Below are 16,664 nucleotides of genomic sequence, written 5' to 3' on the forward strand. Positions count from 1 at the left end.
CCGGCGCCGGGCCTACTGACCCAGAACAGCTCCACCCGCTGACCGCACCCCGGGTGCGGTCAGCGGGTGGAGGCGGAGCAGCGCGCGCACAACCCCACGACTTCAGACAGTAAGTTAACCCGCACAAGGCCGCACCTTACCCTGTTGCCTCCCGGCGACTTCTGTGAAACTTTCACAGGAACGAGCGGTGCGGCGCGATCTCCTTGGCCGCAGAACCCCCAGGCGGGAAGGCATTCCGGCGGCAACGCCATGGTCGGCGAGGAATGCCCTCGTTGACGCCGGGCCGGCCGTCGGATGTACTCCGCGACAACGTACTCAATGGAACAGGCCACACAGCTCTGGACAAGAGAATGTTAACGCTAACAAATTCTCGTGGTGATCTTGCCAAGGAGCCCCGGATGCCCCCTCCCCGACTACGGCACACGACACACCGTCCGTCGGCATGCTGCGGGCACCCGAGACGTCGCCCATGAAATGTTAACGCTAACACTCACTTGAGAGTGAACCCGTGACCGGCGGCCGGTCACCACCCCCCATCTCCGAGGAGCACCGCATGTCCTTGAGCCGTCGTCAGCTCTTCCACGCCGCAGGCGCGACCGCCGCGCTCTCGGTCGCCGGCCAGGTAGCCGGCACATCCCCCGCTCTGGCGGCACTCCCCCAGGCCAGATCCGACATCGGCGTCTCGGCCTACGAGTTCGACCTCGGCCAGGTCCGGCTGACCTCTGGTCGCCTGCTCGACAACCAGAACCGCACCCTCAGCTACCTGCGCTTCGTCGACGTCGATCGGCTCCTGTACGTCTTCAGGACCAACCACCGGCTGTCCACCAACGGCGCGGCGGCCAACGGCGGCTGGGACGCCCCCAGTTTCCCGTTCCGGTCCCACATGCAGGGCCATTTCCTGACGGCGTGGGCGCAGGCCTACGCCGTGCTCGGCGACACCACCTGCCGGGACAAGGCCGACTACATGGTGGCCGAGATGGCCCGATGCCAGGCGAACAACGGCGCCGCCGGATTCACCAGCGGCTACCTGTCCGGTTTCCCCGAGTCGGACATCACGGCCGTGGAGAACCGCACCCTGACCAACGGCAACGTGCCGTACTACTGCATCCACAAGACCCTGGCCGGGCTGCTGGACGTCTGGCGGCTGATCGGCAACACCCAGGCCAGGACCGTGCTGCTGGCCCTGGCAGGGTGGGTGGACGCACGCACGTCGCGACTCGGCCCGAGCCAGACGCAGGCCATGCTCGGCACCGAGTTCGGCGGCATGAACGCCGTGCTGACGGACCTGTACCAGATGACCGGGGACTCCCGCTGGCTGACCACGGCCCAGCGGTTCGACCACGCGGCCGTGTTCGATCCGCTGGCCGCGGGCCAGGACCGGCTCAACGGGTTACACGCCAACACACAGGTGCCCAAGTGGATCGGGGCGGCCCGCGAGTACAAGGCGACGGGCACGACCCGCTACCGCGACATCGCCGTCAACGCCTGGTCCATCACCGTCGGCGCGCACACGTACGTGAACGGCTCCAACAGCCAGGCCGAGCACTTCCGCGCACCCAACGCGATCGCCGCCCACCTGACCAGGGACACCGGTGAGGCGTGCAACACCTACAACATGCTCAAGCTGACCCGGGAGCTGTGGCTGCTGTCGCCGGCCCGGGCCGACTACTTCGACTACTACGAGAACGCCCTGCTCAACCACCTGATCGGGCAGCAGAACCCGGCGGACGCACACGGTCACGTCACCTACTTCACCCCGCTCAACCCCGGCGGACGGCGGGGTGTCGGACCGGCCTGGGGCGGAGGCGCCTGGAGCACGGACTACAACTCCTTCTGGTGCTGCCAGGGCACCGGGGTCGAGACCAACACCAAGCTGATGGACTCGATCTACTTCCACAACGGCACCACCCTGTTCGTGAACCTGTTCGTGCCCTCCACGCTCAACTGGAGCCGGCGCGGCATCACGGTCACCCAGACAACCTCCTATCCGGTCGGCGACACCACGTCGCTGCAGGTCAATGGCGATGCGAGCGGATCATGGACGATGCGCATCCGCGTCCCGGCCTGGACCCAGGGCGCGACGATCAGCGTCAACGGAGTCCGGCAGAACATCGCCACCACGCCGGGCACCTACGCCGACCTCACCCGGTCGTGGGCGCCGGGCGACACCGTGACCGTGCGGCTGCCCATGCGGGTGGTCATGAAGGCCGCCAACGACAACCCCGACGTGCAAGCCGTCACCTATGGCCCGGTCGTGTTGTCGGGCGATTACGGCAACACCGGCCTGTCGTCAGCCCCCGCCCTGGCCCCTTCCTCGATCACCCGGACCAGCGCCTCCTCTCTGACCTTCACGGCCACGGCCAACGGGGCGTCGGTGCGGCTGGGGCCGTTCTACGACGCGCACGACCACAACCACGTCGTCTACTGGAACACCGGTGGCCAGGGCGGTACCGGCGCGGCGAGCTTCCGGCTGATCAACGCGGCCAGCGGGCTGGCCCTCGGCGTCCAGAACATGTCCACCGCCGACGGCGGCCCTGGCCCTCCAGTGGACCGACAACGGCACCGCCGACCACGACTGGGTCCCGATCATCGACGGCGGTGCCCTGCGGTTCCGCAACGTGAACAGCGGCAAGGTACTCGGCGTCGAGAACATGTCGACCGCCGACAACGCCCGGGTGCTCCAGTGGGGTGACACCGGCACCGCCGACCACCGCTGGACGATCAGCGACGTCGGCGACGGCTCAGTCAAGATCCGCAACGTCCACAGCTCCAAGCTGCTCGGCATCCAGAACGGCTCGACCGCCAACGGCGCCCAGGTCGTCCAGGACTCCGACGACGGCAGCCCCGACAACCAGTGGCGGTTCGTGCCGAACGGCGCGCGGCGTCTCCAGAACATCGGCACCGGGATGGTCGTCGGCGTCACCGGCATGTCCACAGCCGACGGCGCGCTCGTCATCCAGTGGGGCGACACCGGCACCGCCGACCACTTGTGGACGGCGATCGTCGACACCGGCGGCTACCTGCGGCTGCGCAACTCCCACAGCCAGAAGGTGCTGGGCGTGGAGAACATGGGCACCGCTGCAGGGTCGCGCGTCGTGCAGTGGGCCGACAACGGCACCGCCGACCACCGCTGGCGGCTGCGCCACGGGCCGGCCGCCGGCTTCCGCATCCAGTGCGCCTACGGCGGACGCGTCCTCGGCCTCGCCGGCACCTCGCAGGGCGCGCAGGTCGTGCTCGCCGACGACAACGGCGCGGACAACAACCTCTGGAGGTTCCTGTGAGGCGCGTGCTCGCGGTTCTCTCGTCCCTGCTTCTCGTGGGCGTGTTCCTCACGCCCCAGGCGTCGGCCGCGACGGTCGACACGAACGCGTGGTACGTGCTGGTGAACCGCAACAGCGGCAAGGCCCTGGACGTCTACAACCTGTCCACCGCCGACGGTGCGCGGATCACCCAGTGGACCCGTAACAACGGTAACCAGCAGCAGTGGCAGTTCGTCGACTCCGGCGGCGGCTACTACCGGCTCAAGTCCCGCCACTCCGGCAAGGTCCTGGACGTCCACAACTTCTCCACCGCCAACGGCGCGAACATCGTCCAATGGGCCGACCACAACGGCACCAACCAGCAATGGAGACTGGCCGACTCCGCCGGAGGCCACATCCGCTTGATCAACCGCAACAGCGGCAAGGCCCTCGAAGTCCAGAACGCCTCCACCGCCGACGGCGCCGCCATCGTCCAATACGACGACTGGGGCGGGAACAACCAGCAATGGCAGCTCGTCCCGGCCAGCGGCGACAGCGACTACACCAACCCGGTCGTCTGGCAGGACTTCGCCGACGGCGACATCATCAGGGTCGGCGACGCCTACTACTACTCGGCCTCGACGATGCACTACTCGCCGGGCGCGCCGATCCTGCGCTCCTACAACCTGGTCGACTGGGAGTACGCCGGCCACTCTGTCCCGAGGCTCGACTTCAACTCTGCCGCCTACGATCTCACCGGCGGCCGGGCGTACGTGAAGGGCATCTGGGCCTCGACCCTGAACTACCGGCCCAGCAACGCCACCTACTACTGGATCGGCTGCGTCGAGTTCAACCGGACCTACGTCTATACCGCCTCCGCCGTGGACGGCACGTGGACCAAGCGCTCGCAGATCGGCAACTGCTACTACGACGCCGGCCTGCTGATCGACAGCGACGACACCATGTACGTCGCCTACGGCAACGGCACCATCAGCGTCGCCCAGCTCTCGGCCGACGGGCTCAGCCAGGTGCGCGCCCAGCAGGTGTTCCAGACTCCGAGCAGCGTCGGCACCCTGGAGGGCGCCCGCTTCTACAAGCGAGGCGGCTACTACTACATCTGGCTGACCCGCCCCGCCAACGGCCAGTACGTGCTCCGCTCCACCTCGCCGTGGGGCCCGTACGAGATGCGCCAGGTCCTGCTCGACATGCCGGGCCCCATCTCCGGCGGCGGCGTCCCCCACCAGGGCGGGCTCGTCCAGACGCAGAACGGCGACTGGTACTACATGTCCTTCGTCGACGCCTACCCCGGCGGTCGGGTCCCCGCCCTCGCGCCGATCACCTGGACCAACGACTGGCCGACTGTGCAGACCGTCAACGGCGGCTGGGGAGTCACCTATCCCAAGCCGAACATCCAGACCAACCGGACCGTGGCGCCCATGATCGGACCCGACACCTTCACCTCGGGCAGCCTCGGGCACCGCTGGGAGTGGAACCACAACCCCGACACCAGCCGCTTCTCCACCGGCAACGGCCTGCGCCTGCAGACCGCGACCGTCACAGCCGACCTCTACAACGCCCGTAACACGCTGACCCACCGCATCCAGGGCCCGTCGTCGACGGCGACCATCGAGCTCGACCACTCGCAGATGACCAACGGCGACCGCGCCGGGCTGGCCATGCTGCGCGACCAGTCGGCCTGGATCGGCGTCAAGCGCGACAACGGCGTCAACCGGGTCGTGATGACCAACGGCCTGACCATGAACAGCTCGTGGCAGACCACCGGCACCGGCACCGAGGCGGCGAGCGCGGCCATCTCGGGCGGCCGGATCTGGTTGCGGGTCAGCGCCGACATCCGGCCGGGGTCCGGCAGGCAGGCCCGCTTCTCCTACAGCACCGACGGCAGCACCTTCGTGAGCCTCGGTCCCGCCTTCACGTTGAACAACGCCTGGCAGTTCTTCATGGGCTACCGCTTCGGGATCTTCAACTACGCCACCCAGTCCCTCGGCGGCGCGGTCACCGTGCGCCGCTTCGACCTCACCACCCCCTGACCAGACACTTCGACAGATGAATCGGAGAACCTCATGAAATGCAGACCACTGACCGTCCTCGCGACGGTGGCCACCTTACTGGCGAGCCTGTTCGTCGTCCTTCAGACGCAGTCCGCCTACGCGGCCACCGTCGACACCAACGCCTGGTACGTGCTGGTGAACCGCAACAGCGGCAAGGCTCTGGACGTCTACAACCTCGCCACCAACGACGGCGCCCGCATCACCCAGTGGAGCAGGAACAACCAGAATCAGCAGCAATGGCAGTTCGTCGACTCCGGCGGCGGCTACTACCGCGTCAAGTCCCGCCACTCCGGCAAGGTGCTCGACGTCCACAACTTCTCGACCGCCAACGGCGGCGCGATCGTGCAATGGGCCGACGGCAACGGCACCAACCAGCAGTGGCGGCTGGCCGACAGCTCGGGCGGCCATGTGCGGTTCATCTCGCGCCACAGCAACAAGGCCCTGGAGGTCCAGGGCGCCTCCACCGCCGACGGCGCGAACATCGTCCAGTACGACGACTGGGACGGCGCCAACCAGCAGTGGCAGCTCGTCCGGGTCGACGGCGGCAACCCCGGTACGTGCGATCTTCCCTCGACGTACCGCTGGACCTCGACGGGCCCGCTCGCGAACCCGAAGTCGGGCTGGGTCTCGCTCAAGGACTTCACCGTCGCCCCCTACAACGGCAGGCACCTCGTCTACGCCACGACGCACGACACGGGCACGAGATGGGGCTCGATGAACTTCAGCCCCTTCACCAACTGGTCCGACATGGCCTCGGCCAGCCAGAACACGATGTCCTCCTCGACAGTCGCGCCCACGCTCCTCTACTTCGCCCCGAAGAACATCTGGGTGCTCGCCTACCAGTGGGGCGGGACAGCCTTCTCCTACAGGACCTCCAGCGACCCCACCAACCCGAATGGCTGGTCTGCTCAGCAGGTGCTCTTCTCAGGAAGCATCACCGGCTCCAGCACGGGCCCCATCGACCAGACACTCATCGGTGACGGCACGAACATGTACCTGTTCTTCGCCGGGGACAACGGCAAGATCTACCGGGCCGGCATGCCCATCGGGAACTTCCCTGGCAGTTTCGGCACGACCTCGACGGTGATCATGAGTGACACGACGAACAACCTGTTCGAAGCCGTTCAGGTCTACAAGCTGCAGGGCCAGAACCGATACCTCATGATCGTCGAGGCAATCGGCTCGCAGGGCCGCTACTTCCGCTCGTTCACCGCCACCAGTCTGAACGGTTCGTGGACACCCCAGGCCGCCACCGAGAGCAACCCCTTCGCTGGCAAGGCCAACAGCGGCGCCACCTGGACCAACGACATCAGCCACGGCGAACTGGTCCGCGCCAGCGCCGATCAGACCATGACCGTTGATCCATGCAACCTGCAGCTGCTCTACCAGGGGCGCAACCCCAACTCCGGCGGCGACTACGGCCTCCTGCCCTACCGGCCGGGTCTGCTGACACTGCAGCGCTGATGGCGTGACGCCGTTCGGGGCGGCCCGGCGGTCCGGGCCGCCCCTCCATCAACGGCGGGAGCGGGCGGCGTACGGCGCGACCAGCCCACACCGACGCGTGCCGTGATCGCTCAGCTCGCCGAGCTGGCCGGAGTCTCCACCGCGACGGTCTCCAAGGTCGTGAACGGCCGTTGCCCGGCCATCATCCGCTCTTGCCGCTGTCGTACTTGCTGTCCATGGTGTCGGCCGCGTACCTGGCCAGAGGGCCGGCGCGTCGGCCCGTTCGTGACCGTGTCGTTCGGCGACGTCGGCCAGGTCGTCGGCCAGCGGCTCCTCTACGGTCGGGCGCCGGTAGATGTCCAGCCGGGCGAACTCCCGGCCGGCATTATCTCCCCGCTTCTGCTGCTGGAGGACCGAGATGGGATCTATCGCGAAGAACGCGGTGGCGTGCGTCGTCGCCGGCGGCGGCCCGGCGGGCATGGTGCTAGGCCTGCTGCTGGCCAGATCCGGCGTGGAGGTAGCGGGCTGGAGAAGTACCCCGACTTCCTGCGCGACTTCCGCGGCGACACGGTGCACGCCTCCACCCTCAACCTGCTGGACCAGCTCAGCCTCGGCGACCGTTTCGCCGCTCTGCCGCAGCAGCGCGAGCAACGGCTCACCATGGAGTTCGACGACGGCGCCATCACCGAGGACTTCAGCCGCCTGCCGGGCCGCCACCAGCACATCGCGCTGGTGCCGCAATGGGACTTCCTCAACCTGCTCGCCAATGCCGCCGCCGAGTCGCCGCACTTCCACCTCGCCCAGCACGCCGAGGTCATCGACCTGCTCCGGCAGGGCGGGCGGGTGCGCGGGGTGCGCTACACCGACAAGGACACCGGCCGGACGAGCGAGCTGGCCGCGCCGCTGGTGGTGGCGACCGACGGCCGGCACTCCACCGTACGGGACCTGCTCGGGCTGCGGCCCCGCTCCTCCGCCACGCCGCACGATTGCCTGTACGTCCGCATCCCCCGCCTACCCGGCGACCCCGACGGCACGTTCCTACGCTTTTCGGCCACCGGTGGCCTCATCATGATCAACCGTGGCGACTACTGGCAGGCCGCCCTGCTCATCGGCAAGGACACGGCGCAGGACGCGCTGGCTGACGACGGAGCGTGGACCCGCCGTGCCATCGCCCGGCTCGCCCCGTACACCAGCGAGCGCATGGCCGCCATTGGTGCGGCCGACATCGCGGTCCTGCAGATCCGCAGCGACCGGCTCGCCCGGTGGTGGGTGCCGGGCGCGCTGCTCATCGGCGACGCCGCGCACGCCATGTCCCCATCGCGGGCGTGGGAGTCAACCTGGCGGTGCAGGACGCCGTCGCCGCGGCCCGGATCCTGGTGCCCGCTCTGCGGCGTGGCCGGGTGAGCGATAGGGAACTGGCCCGGGTGCAGCGCCGCCGCCAGTGGCCGACCATACTCACCCAGGTGGCGCAGCGCATGGCACAGGAGCGTTTCGTGGCCGCCTCCATCACCGGCGACGCCTTTGTGACCCCCGCGCTACGTGTGCCGCAGCTGTTGCGGAGCCTGCGGCACTGGCAGGGGTTACCGTATCTGCTCGGCAGAGCCGTGGGGCTGGGCGTCCGGCCCGAGCGCCTGACCGGCCAGCTGGAGCCGTTGAGCCATGGGTGAGCGGTTCTTCGTCGCGGTGACCGTGGCCGCGACCCTGGTGACTGTCGCGGTCTCCATCGTCGTGATCGCCGACCCTGCCTTCGCCCTGCCCGCCGGCTCGGCCGTGAGCCCGGCGCAGGTAGCGGGTGCGGCAGCGCTGCCAGCAGGCGCCCGGCAAACTCGCGCCGATCGCCTGCACGCAACCGGTGTGAGCATCGGATGACCAGGTGCACCCCCGACAGGCCGCGGGCGACCAGCTCGCGTAGGAAGGCCAGCCAGCCGGCGCCGTCCTCGGCCGAGGTGACCTCCAGGCCGAGGATCTCCCGCTGGCCGCCTGCGTTGACGGCGGTGGCGACCAGGACGTGGACGCTGATGATCCGTCCGCCTTCGCGGACCTTCTGGGTCAGGGCGTCCAGCGTGCGGGTGCGGAACGTCTCCACCTGCGCATCGAGCGCCTCGGCCATCTCCTAGACCTGGCTTTGGGAGATGTGCTTGATGCCGAGTTGTTCGACCAGCTTGTCTACCCGCCGCGTTGAGACACCGAGCAGGTAGCTGGTGGCCACCACCCTGATGAGCGCTTGTTCGGCCCGGCGGCGCCGTTCCAGCAGCCAGTCGGGGAAGTGAGAGCCGCAGCGCAGCTTGGGGATGGCGAGCTCAACGGTGCCTGCGCGCACCGCGGCGGGCCACCACGACGCGGCGCCGCCGGTTGATCGAGCATTGACAGCGGCCCCGCTTCGACGAAAGATACGGTCATCCGTACAACATGTGGAGGATGTATGAGGCTTCTGGCCACCGTGGTGCTGTTATTGGGCATCATGGTCTCCCCCGCGCGAGCCACCGCCACGATCGAGTCGCACTACAGGGTTGCGGGACCGTGGACGGTCGTCACCGCCGACGTCGGCACCGCGTACAAGCTCTACTACCCGGCCGATCTCGGCGTCGGAGGCTTCAGGCATCCGATCATCACGTGGGGCAACGGGACCAACGCGGTGCCCTCGCAGTACTCGGGTGTGCTCAACCAGCTCGCGTCCTGGGGTTTCGCGGTGGTCGCCTCGACGGACAAGACGACAGGCACCGGCTCGGAGATGATCGACGCCGCACGGTACCTGGTCGACAGGAACGCCGATCCGGCCAGCGCCTTCTACGGAAAACTCGACGTCACCAAGGTCGGCGCCGTCGGCCACTCCCAGGGCGCGGGCGGATCGGTCAACACGGCCACCAAGTCGGGTGGCCTGATCACGTCGGTGGTGCCGATCGCCCTGCCCGCCCCCGGCTTGGTGGGGTCGGGCGACAGGTTCTTCGTGGATCAGCTGACCTGTCCCGTGCTGTTCCTCAGCGGCAGCAACGACTGGCTGATCTCGCCGCACTCCGCCGTCCAGGGCTACTACAACGCCGTCCCCGGCGCCGCCGCCAAGGCCATGCTCAAGGGGGCGGGGCACAACACGATCCAGGGCTCGGGCGGCGGCTTCCTCGGATACCTCACTGCGTGGCTGATGTACACCCTCCAGGGCGACTCCACCGCGCGCGGCGCCTTCGTCGGCTCCCCTCCCGAGATCGGCACCAACCCCTCATGGGAGAACGCGGCCCAGGAGAGCCTGCCATAGCTGTCGTCACCACAGGCTGAGTACGGGGCCCGACATGGTCGCACTCGACGAGGTCCTTCCGCGCGCAGGGACTGTCGAGATCCATCGAAGCCGTGATGGCGCGGGACTCCTCGATCTTGGACTGCGCTTCCACATCAGCGATGACGACGTCCTCGACAATCGCGTCGAGGATTCAGAGAGCATCAGCCCGGCCTTGGAGCTGATCGGACGCATCACGGAAACCGACGTCGCCGCCGACTGGTTCCTGGCCCAGCACTCACGCATCAGACCCACCTGCCGACGGCTCGCTCCCGTGGCAGGAGCCTTTCACCGCCCGACGCAGGCGCTGCCGATGCCGCCGTGCGATACGGCCACCAGGACGCTCATGGCTTTCTCAGCACCTCGGCCGCCCTGCGGGCGTGCTCCAGATAGGCGGCCTCGAACAGCTCCTCGGCTCGCCGCGGCCCGACGAGCTTGGCGCTGGAGATGACCGGCGGAACCAGGCCGTCCTCGGCCAGCCGCTCGGCCGTACGGACCTTGATCTCGTTGACCACGGCGACGGCGGCCACCGTGCTGCCGGGGCCGACCGGCTCGGTCAGCCCGTCGATCCCGCACAAGGCGTCGCCCACGGGTGTGCAGAGGTCGATCACCACATCGGCGTGGTCGGCCAGGCGGGTCCCGCTCGGGTGGCCGGGCTCGACGGCGTTCGTCTCCCGCATCGACGTCACCGCGATCACGGGCACGCCTGCCTTGCGCAGCCCCATGGCCATCTCGATCGGGACCGCGTTCAGCCCGCTGACGCTGAACACGATCGCCGCGTCGGTCGGCCGCAGCTCGTAGTTGGCCAGGATCTGCTCGGCCAGTCCCTCGACCCGCTCGATGAACATCGCCTGCCGCATCCCGTTCGCCCCGCCGACCTGCGTGTAGAACGTCATCGACAGCTCGACGACGGGATGGAAGCCCGGATAGGAGCCGTACCGAGGGAACATCTCCTCCACGGCCATCCGGGAGTGCCCGGTGCCGAAGGTGTGCACGACTCCCCCACTGCCGATCACCCTGGCCGCGATCGTGGCCGCGGCCTCGATCGCCTCCTCCTGGGTGCGTTCGATCTCGCCGAGCAGTTCGACCGCGCGCCTGATCCACCTCATGCCGGTCTCCCTCCATGGAGTGCGGCGCCGACGGACAGCACCCTGCTCTCGAATGAGGCACCGCCGCCGATGCGAAGGGCGCCTGAGATGTCGGGCTCGACGCCCAGGAGCCGTAGGTAGGCCAGCAACGGCTGGGCGTGCGCGTGCAGGTTGGCCACCGGGTAGGCCTGCATGGCGACGCCGAGGGCGACCAGGTCCCAGGTGCGGCCCGGGCGGACCGACTCCGGCGGCAGGTAGGCGTCGGGCCCGGACAGCGTGCCCTCCCAGACGTCGGGGTAGGCCGCCGCGTGCGCGGCCAGCGACATCCGCCGCCACCAGGCCCAGCCGAGCTCGGGAGCGTGCGCGGCGGCGGCCCAGACGAGTGTCATGTTGATCGCGTACCAGATCGCGCCGTCGGCTCCCGGCGCGGCGGGCCACCTGACCCTGGCGCCCAGCGGTGATCCCGCGGCGGCCGTGTCCTCGATCCGCTCCAGCAGCCCGCGGGCCTGCACGGGCGAGGCGGCCCCGCAGAGGATCGCCCACGGCTGGACCTCCAGCCACAGGTCGACCTCGCCGACCACGGCTCCGGGACCGTAGGCGCGGCGGAACCAGCGCCCGTTCCACTCGCCGGCGACCAGGTCCCGCAGTTCCTCGCCGAGCTCGCGCGCCTCGGCCCCCGTCGCGTGGTCGCCGAGCCGCTCGGCCAGCGCCGCGTAGCGAGGCAGCACCCAGGCGGCCATCGCCGAGTTCAGCACGGACTCGCCGTGCTCGATCATCTCCTCCCTCGGCACGCCGCTCATGGAGATCGCCAGATCGTTCCAGTCGGCGTTGAGCATCCGCACGTGCCCGTGCTCGCCCCGGCCGACGACGTCGGCGAAGAAGCGGAACTGGCGGCGCAGGTTCTCTCCGAGAGGCACCGCCTCCGCGGCGTGCACAGGGTGGTACGGCACGTCCTCGCCGAACGCCCGCACGTCTCCCGTCGCTGCCAGGTACTCCACTCCGAGCCACAGCGTCCACAGATTCTGGTCGGAGGGCCGGAACAGGTCGGTCCACGGCGACTTGTCCGGCCGTAGCGCGTACGGCAGGTCCCCGTCGGGGCTCCCCCACGCGCACGTGTTGCGCAGCACGGACAGGGCCAGGTCGGGCTCGGTGTACACGAGCGGCAGCGCGTGCTGCAGCGGATCACGCGCGGCCCCGTTGAATCCGTGCCTGAACGAGTAGCACGAGCCCTGGTCCAGCGTGTGGCCGCCCAGCACGCCGTCGGCGCACGCGCCACCCGTCAGCAGCGCCGCGTGCCACGGGATCTCCCGCTCGGCCTCGGGAGCCCGTACGGCATGCGCCCGCGGCAGCCGCGCGACGAGCTTCCCCAGGCTTTCCTCGAAGCCGGCGGCCCCCTCAAAGCCGGCGGTGCCCTCGGTGAGGAGGCCGTAGCGGAACTCCACGATCGTCTCGGTCTCGAGGTCGAGCGTGACGGCGAGCCGCCCCGACCTGGTCCTTTCCCCGCCCACCAGCTCCAGTTCGAGCCCGGGATCCGCCGCAGGAACAGGACCGCTGATCAGCCTGACGTCGGCGGGGCGGGTCTCCCACTCCTCGGTCAGCGCCAGCCGTACCGGCTCGCCGGTGAGGTTGCGCACCCACAGCCGGATGAGGACCCACGGCTGCTCCCCCTCGGGGCAGAGCACCGTGCGCTCGAGCGACACCCGCTCGTCGGCCACCCGCACCACCGCGAACGTCGGCCCGAACAGGCGCTCGGCCGTGGATCCCGCGGTGGACAACTCGCCGATCCTGCTCACGCCGGTGCCGCGGGTCAGCCAGCGCAGCCCGGTGTGCTCGTCGAACAGGTCGCAGCGGCCGAAGTTGTCGGCGACGAGTGTGATCCGCCGGTTCCCGAGGTGGACGACGTGCCGCCTCGTCGGCGGGTCGAGGATCGGGTCCCACAACGCGCGCGGGTCGCGCTCCTGGTCCATGGTGTAGGAGAACGCTGGCAGACCGTGGAGGAGCGTCCACTCGCCGAAGGAGCTCATGGCCTGGCCGGGCCGAGCAGGACGTTCTTCGCGTCGTTGAGATCGACGGAGAAGACGGCCAGGTCGCCTCTGGCGTGGCGGATCGTGTACTCCAGGGGCAGTCCCGCCTCGGTGGCCGTGGTCCTGCTGGTCGCCAGGAGGGCCGCGGCGATGGGGACGTGAAGCAGCTCGGCCAGGCGGTAGTCGGCGTTGACCGCGCCGATCGTCTCCCTGCCCGAGGCGGGGCTCAGCCCGTACCTGAGCCGTAGCAGCCCGTACAGCGAGCCGGTCAGATCCTCGTCCAGGATGCCCGGCACCAGCTCCGACGGCAGATGGGCGCTTTCGATCATGCACGGCTCGCCGTCGAGGAGCCTGATCCGCTCCAGGAACACGATCTCCGCTCCGGCCTCGAGACCGAGGGCGGGCGCCACGGCGGCGGGGCAGGGCCGTGGCTTGGCCTCCAGCACCCGCGTGGTGGGCTTGCGTCCCAGCTTGGCCATCGTCTCGGTGAAGCCGGCGGGCCTGGCGCCCAGCTCGGAGGCGGCCCCGAGTGGCGCCGTGTAGGTGCCGCTGCCCTGCCTGGCCACCAGCAGGCCCTCCTGGACCAGGTCGCCGATCGCCCGCCGCGCGGTCGCCCTGCTGACCCCCGCGAAGGTCATCAGGTCCTTCTCGGCGGGGATGGGGGTGTCGGGGGCGCAGCCGGCGATCACCGCGCGCAGGCGCTCGCGCAGCTGGTAGTAGAGCGGTACGGCAGCGCCGGGTTCGAGGGCCAGCCGCCGCGCCCAGTCGATGTCGGTCATCCGTCCTCTTCCCAATTTGTACGGACGACCGTATCTTTTCCGCCAACGGTATCCGTGTCAACGGAGGTGCTCGGTCATGGCCGTCTTAACGGGGCAGACGACGAGGGGCGAGCGGCTCGCTTATTTCGGCGGCGGTTTCGGGATCAACCTCCTGAGCGGGACCATCGGTTCCTACGTCCTCATCTATCTCACCGACGTGGTCGGGCTGGCCGCGGCGGCCGTCGGCACGCTGCTCCTGGTGGCCAGGCTCCTGGACGCGGTCGGCGATCCGCTCATGGGGTACGTGATCGACCACCTCCCCGAAAGGCGCGGCGGCCGCTACCGCCCGTACCTGTTCACCGGCGCGCTCCTGGCCTCCGTCAGCTTTCTCTCGGTCTTCTTCCTTCCCCTCTGGACGCCGTGGCCGCTGCTGGCCGCCTGGGTCACCTACCTGCTCTGGGGCTTCGTCGCGGACCTGGTCGACCTGCCGTTCATCTCGCTGCTGCCGACGATGGCCGCCGACACCGCCGAGCGATCGCGCCTGGCGGGGCTGTCGACGTTCGGGCGGATCCTCGGCGTGCTGGTGATCAACGTGGCGACCATCCCGGTGGTCTCCTCGTTCGCCGACGAGCGGACGGGCTCGCAGGTCTGGGCCCTCTGTCTGGTCCTCGCGTCGCTGGCCATCATGGCTCTCGTGCCGGGAAGGGTGCGCGAGCGCGTCCGCCCGGTGAATCCGCAGCGGTACGGCCTGCGCCGGCTGGTCACGCTGATCCTGACGAACCGGGCGGCGATGGTCCTGGTCACCGCCAAGCTCAGCGCTTCGACCGCCATCGCGGCCGGCGGCGCCAGCGTCTACTACTTCACCTACAACGTGGGTGACAGGTCGCTGATCAGCATCGCGGCCCTGGCCATGGTGGCGCCGACGATGCTGGGGGCGCTGCTGGTGCCGGCGCTGATCCGGCGCATCGGGCTCAAGGCCGCCCTGCTGGGGGCGCTGATGCTGTCGGCCGCGCCGTCCGTGGTGATCTGGCTGGTGCACTCGAACGTCACCCTGGTCCTCGTCCTGATGGGGCTGACGGCCGTGGGCGGCGGCGCGACGCTCACCGCGGCCAACGCCACCATCGCCGAGCTCGTGGACTACGCCGAATGGCGCTTCGGCGACCGCGCGGAGGGCGCGTTCACCTCGCTGGCCGCCTTCGCCGCGAAGGCGGGCGCTGGGCTGGGTGGGGCGATGGTGGCCTACACGCTCGCGTTCACCGGCTACGTGGGCGGCGCCCGGCAGAGCGAACAGGCGTTGGACGGGATCGTCTTCGCGATGACGCTGCTGCCTGCCGCCGTGTTGCTGGCCGGCGCTGCGGTCTTCCTCGCCTACCCCGTGACCAGGGAACTGTCGGAGCGGGTCGCGGCCGAGCTCGCCGAACGACGTCAGGAGGCTCTTTCGTGATCGTGCCCAGTGCGGCCCAGATGATGGAGTGGATCGAGACGGTGGTCGCCGAAGGCGTCCGCCGCCCCGGGTATCCGGCCGACGACAGGGTGGCGAAGTGGGCCGCCGGGCTGTTCGCGGACTTCGGGCTGCGGGAGGTACGGCTGCCGCCGGTCGAGCTGGAAGCCTGGCACCCGGTCGGCGCCACGCTGCGGGCCCACCTCGACACTGACCCGGCCACGATCGTCGAGGTGGCGGCGTTCGCGCTGCCGTACACGATGGAGAAGGCGCGGGTGACGGCGCCGCTGGCCCGCGCGCCCGAGCCCGGCGCGATCGTGGTGAAGGAGTGCGCGCTCGGCCGGCTCCCCCAGGCGTTGCTGCGTGAGGCCGCGACGTCGTTCTACGATCCCGAGGGCGTCTTCGACCACCTCGAACAGATCCTGCCCATGGACCTGGACGCGATGGCCGTCCTCGGGGCGGCGATCGAGGCCGGCGCCGCGGGTTTCGTCGGCGCCTTCACCGGCATGCCGTGGGAGAGCCGCGACCACTACGTGCCCTACGACGCGGTCCGCCGGCCCGTCCCTGCGGTCTGGCTGTCGCGCGACGACTCCCGCAGGCTGCTCGCCCTCATGTCCGAGGGCCCGTGCACCGCGACGCTCAGCGTCGAGGCGGAGGTACGGCCGGCCGTCTCGCACAACGTGACCGGCGTGCTGCCAGGCCGCTCCGACCAGTGGGCGATCATCGGGTCGCACCACGACGCGCCCTGGGCCTCGGCGGTGGAGGACGCCTCGGGCGTGGCGCTCGTGCTGGCCGCCGCGCGGTACTGGTCGCAGGTGCCGCGTGAGCGGCGGCCACACAACCTGCTGTTCCTGCTCACGGCGGGGCACATGGCCCACGCGGCCGGCACCAGGGCCTTCATCGCCGCCAACAGGGACCTCCTCGGCAAGGTCGTGCTCCAGCTCCACCTGGAGCACGCCGCCCTGCGGTGCGAGATCGTCGACGGCGTTCTGGTGCCGACCGCCGATCCCGAGCCGCGCTGGTGGTTCACCACCCAGGATCCCCGGCTGGAGAAGCTGGTCCATGACACGCTCGTCGCCGAGGACCTGCGCCGGTCGTTCGTCGTACGGCCCGACATCTTCGATCCCATGCCGCTCACGGACGGCGCGTTCTTCTTTCCCGAGAAGGTGCCGCTGGTGCACTTCCTGGCGGCGCCGATGTACCTGTTCGACTCGGCCGACACCCTCGACAAGGTCGACCAGGCCGCTCTCGAGCCGCTCACCAGGGCGGCCATCCGCATCGTGCTCGGCACCGACGGCTGGACCCGACCAAGGGACCACTGACACACGACCCGG

11 protein-coding genes and 2 pseudogenes are annotated in these 16,664 nt (G+C 69.5%); 9 read left to right on the top strand and 4 right to left on the bottom strand.

All coding sequences use genetic code 11. The features are described 5' to 3' along the window. The first annotated feature begins 553 nt into the window (after positions 1-553). The 6 genes and pseudogenes from FHR33_RS42905 to FHR33_RS49430 all read left to right on the top strand — a co-directional run bounded on the left by FHR33_RS42905 (position 554) and on the right by FHR33_RS49430 (position 8,418). Complete coding sequence (locus FHR33_RS42905; protein ID WP_221242519.1) at positions 554-2,692, top strand: glycoside hydrolase family 127 protein; 2,139 nt, start codon at positions 554-556, stop codon at positions 2,690-2,692. Beyond that, the gene (locus tag FHR33_RS52250) at positions 2,589-3,281 is read left to right on the top strand and encodes an RICIN domain-containing protein (protein ID WP_312896099.1); all 693 of its coding nucleotides are present in this window, start codon (positions 2,589-2,591) and stop codon (positions 3,279-3,281) included. The genes FHR33_RS42905 and FHR33_RS52250 overlap by 104 nt, the downstream gene beginning before the upstream one ends. A gap of 5 nt (positions 3,282-3,286) precedes the next feature. Further along, entirely contained in the window at positions 3,287-5,287 is a 2,001-nt protein-coding gene (locus FHR33_RS42910) for an RICIN domain-containing protein (protein ID WP_221242521.1), read from the top strand. A gap of 33 nt (positions 5,288-5,320) precedes the next feature. Continuing rightward, entirely contained in the window at positions 5,321-6,772 is a 1,452-nt protein-coding gene (locus FHR33_RS42915) for a non-reducing end alpha-L-arabinofuranosidase family hydrolase (RefSeq protein WP_183660766.1), read from the top strand. A gap of 549 nt (positions 6,773-7,321) precedes the next feature. After that, a pseudogene (locus tag FHR33_RS42925) lies at positions 7,322-8,124 on the top strand (FAD-dependent monooxygenase); the annotation flags it as partial. Between the two features lie 27 nt (positions 8,125-8,151). Continuing rightward, positions 8,152-8,418, top strand: coding sequence for a hypothetical protein (locus FHR33_RS49430; RefSeq protein WP_221242703.1), 267 nt, complete (start codon positions 8,152-8,154; stop codon positions 8,416-8,418). Positions 8,419-8,530: 112 nt separating this feature from the next. Here FHR33_RS49430 and FHR33_RS42930 read toward each other — a convergent pair. Further along, a pseudogene (locus FHR33_RS42930) lies at positions 8,531-9,068 on the bottom strand (IS256 family transposase); the annotation flags it as partial. A gap of 105 nt (positions 9,069-9,173) precedes the next feature. Here FHR33_RS42930 and FHR33_RS42935 point away from each other — a divergent pair. Beyond that, complete coding sequence (locus FHR33_RS42935; protein ID WP_183660768.1) at positions 9,174-10,001, top strand: alpha/beta hydrolase family protein; 828 nt, start codon at positions 9,174-9,176, stop codon at positions 9,999-10,001. Between the two features lie 362 nt (positions 10,002-10,363). Here the strand turns inward: FHR33_RS42935 and FHR33_RS42940 are convergent, their stop codons facing one another. Genes FHR33_RS42940 through FHR33_RS42950 form a run of 3 tightly spaced genes read right to left on the bottom strand, consistent with a single transcriptional unit; the run spans position 10,364 to position 13,910 of the window. Continuing rightward, positions 10,364-11,128 carry a sugar isomerase domain-containing protein gene (locus FHR33_RS42940; RefSeq protein WP_183660769.1) on the bottom strand — a complete coding sequence of 255 codons (765 nt, stop codon included), beginning with the start codon at positions 11,126-11,128 and terminating at the stop codon, positions 10,364-10,366. After that, complete coding sequence (locus FHR33_RS42945) at positions 11,125-13,131, bottom strand: GH36-type glycosyl hydrolase domain-containing protein (protein ID WP_183660772.1); 2,007 nt, start codon at positions 13,129-13,131, stop codon at positions 11,125-11,127. The genes FHR33_RS42940 and FHR33_RS42945 overlap by 4 nt, the downstream gene beginning before the upstream one ends. Beyond that, positions 13,128-13,910, bottom strand: coding sequence for a GntR family transcriptional regulator (locus tag FHR33_RS42950; protein WP_183660773.1), 783 nt, complete (start codon positions 13,908-13,910; stop codon positions 13,128-13,130). The genes FHR33_RS42945 and FHR33_RS42950 overlap by 4 nt, the downstream gene beginning before the upstream one ends. Before the next feature lie 76 nt (positions 13,911-13,986). On the opposite strand from FHR33_RS42950, the gene FHR33_RS42955 reads away from it, so the two are divergent. Next, complete coding sequence (locus FHR33_RS42955) at positions 13,987-15,333, top strand: MFS transporter (RefSeq protein ID WP_183660776.1); 1,347 nt, start codon at positions 13,987-13,989, stop codon at positions 15,331-15,333. Next, positions 15,330-16,652 carry a M28 family peptidase gene (locus tag FHR33_RS42960; RefSeq protein WP_312896037.1) on the top strand — a complete coding sequence of 441 codons (1,323 nt, stop codon included), beginning with the start codon at positions 15,330-15,332 and terminating at the stop codon, positions 16,650-16,652. Before FHR33_RS42955 ends, FHR33_RS42960 begins: the two co-directional genes overlap by 4 nt. Positions 16,653-16,664: the final 12 nt, after the last annotated feature.

It is taken from the genome of Nonomuraea dietziae (assembly GCF_014195505.1).
Lineage (GTDB): Bacteria > Actinomycetota > Actinomycetes > Streptosporangiales > Streptosporangiaceae > Nonomuraea > Nonomuraea roseola.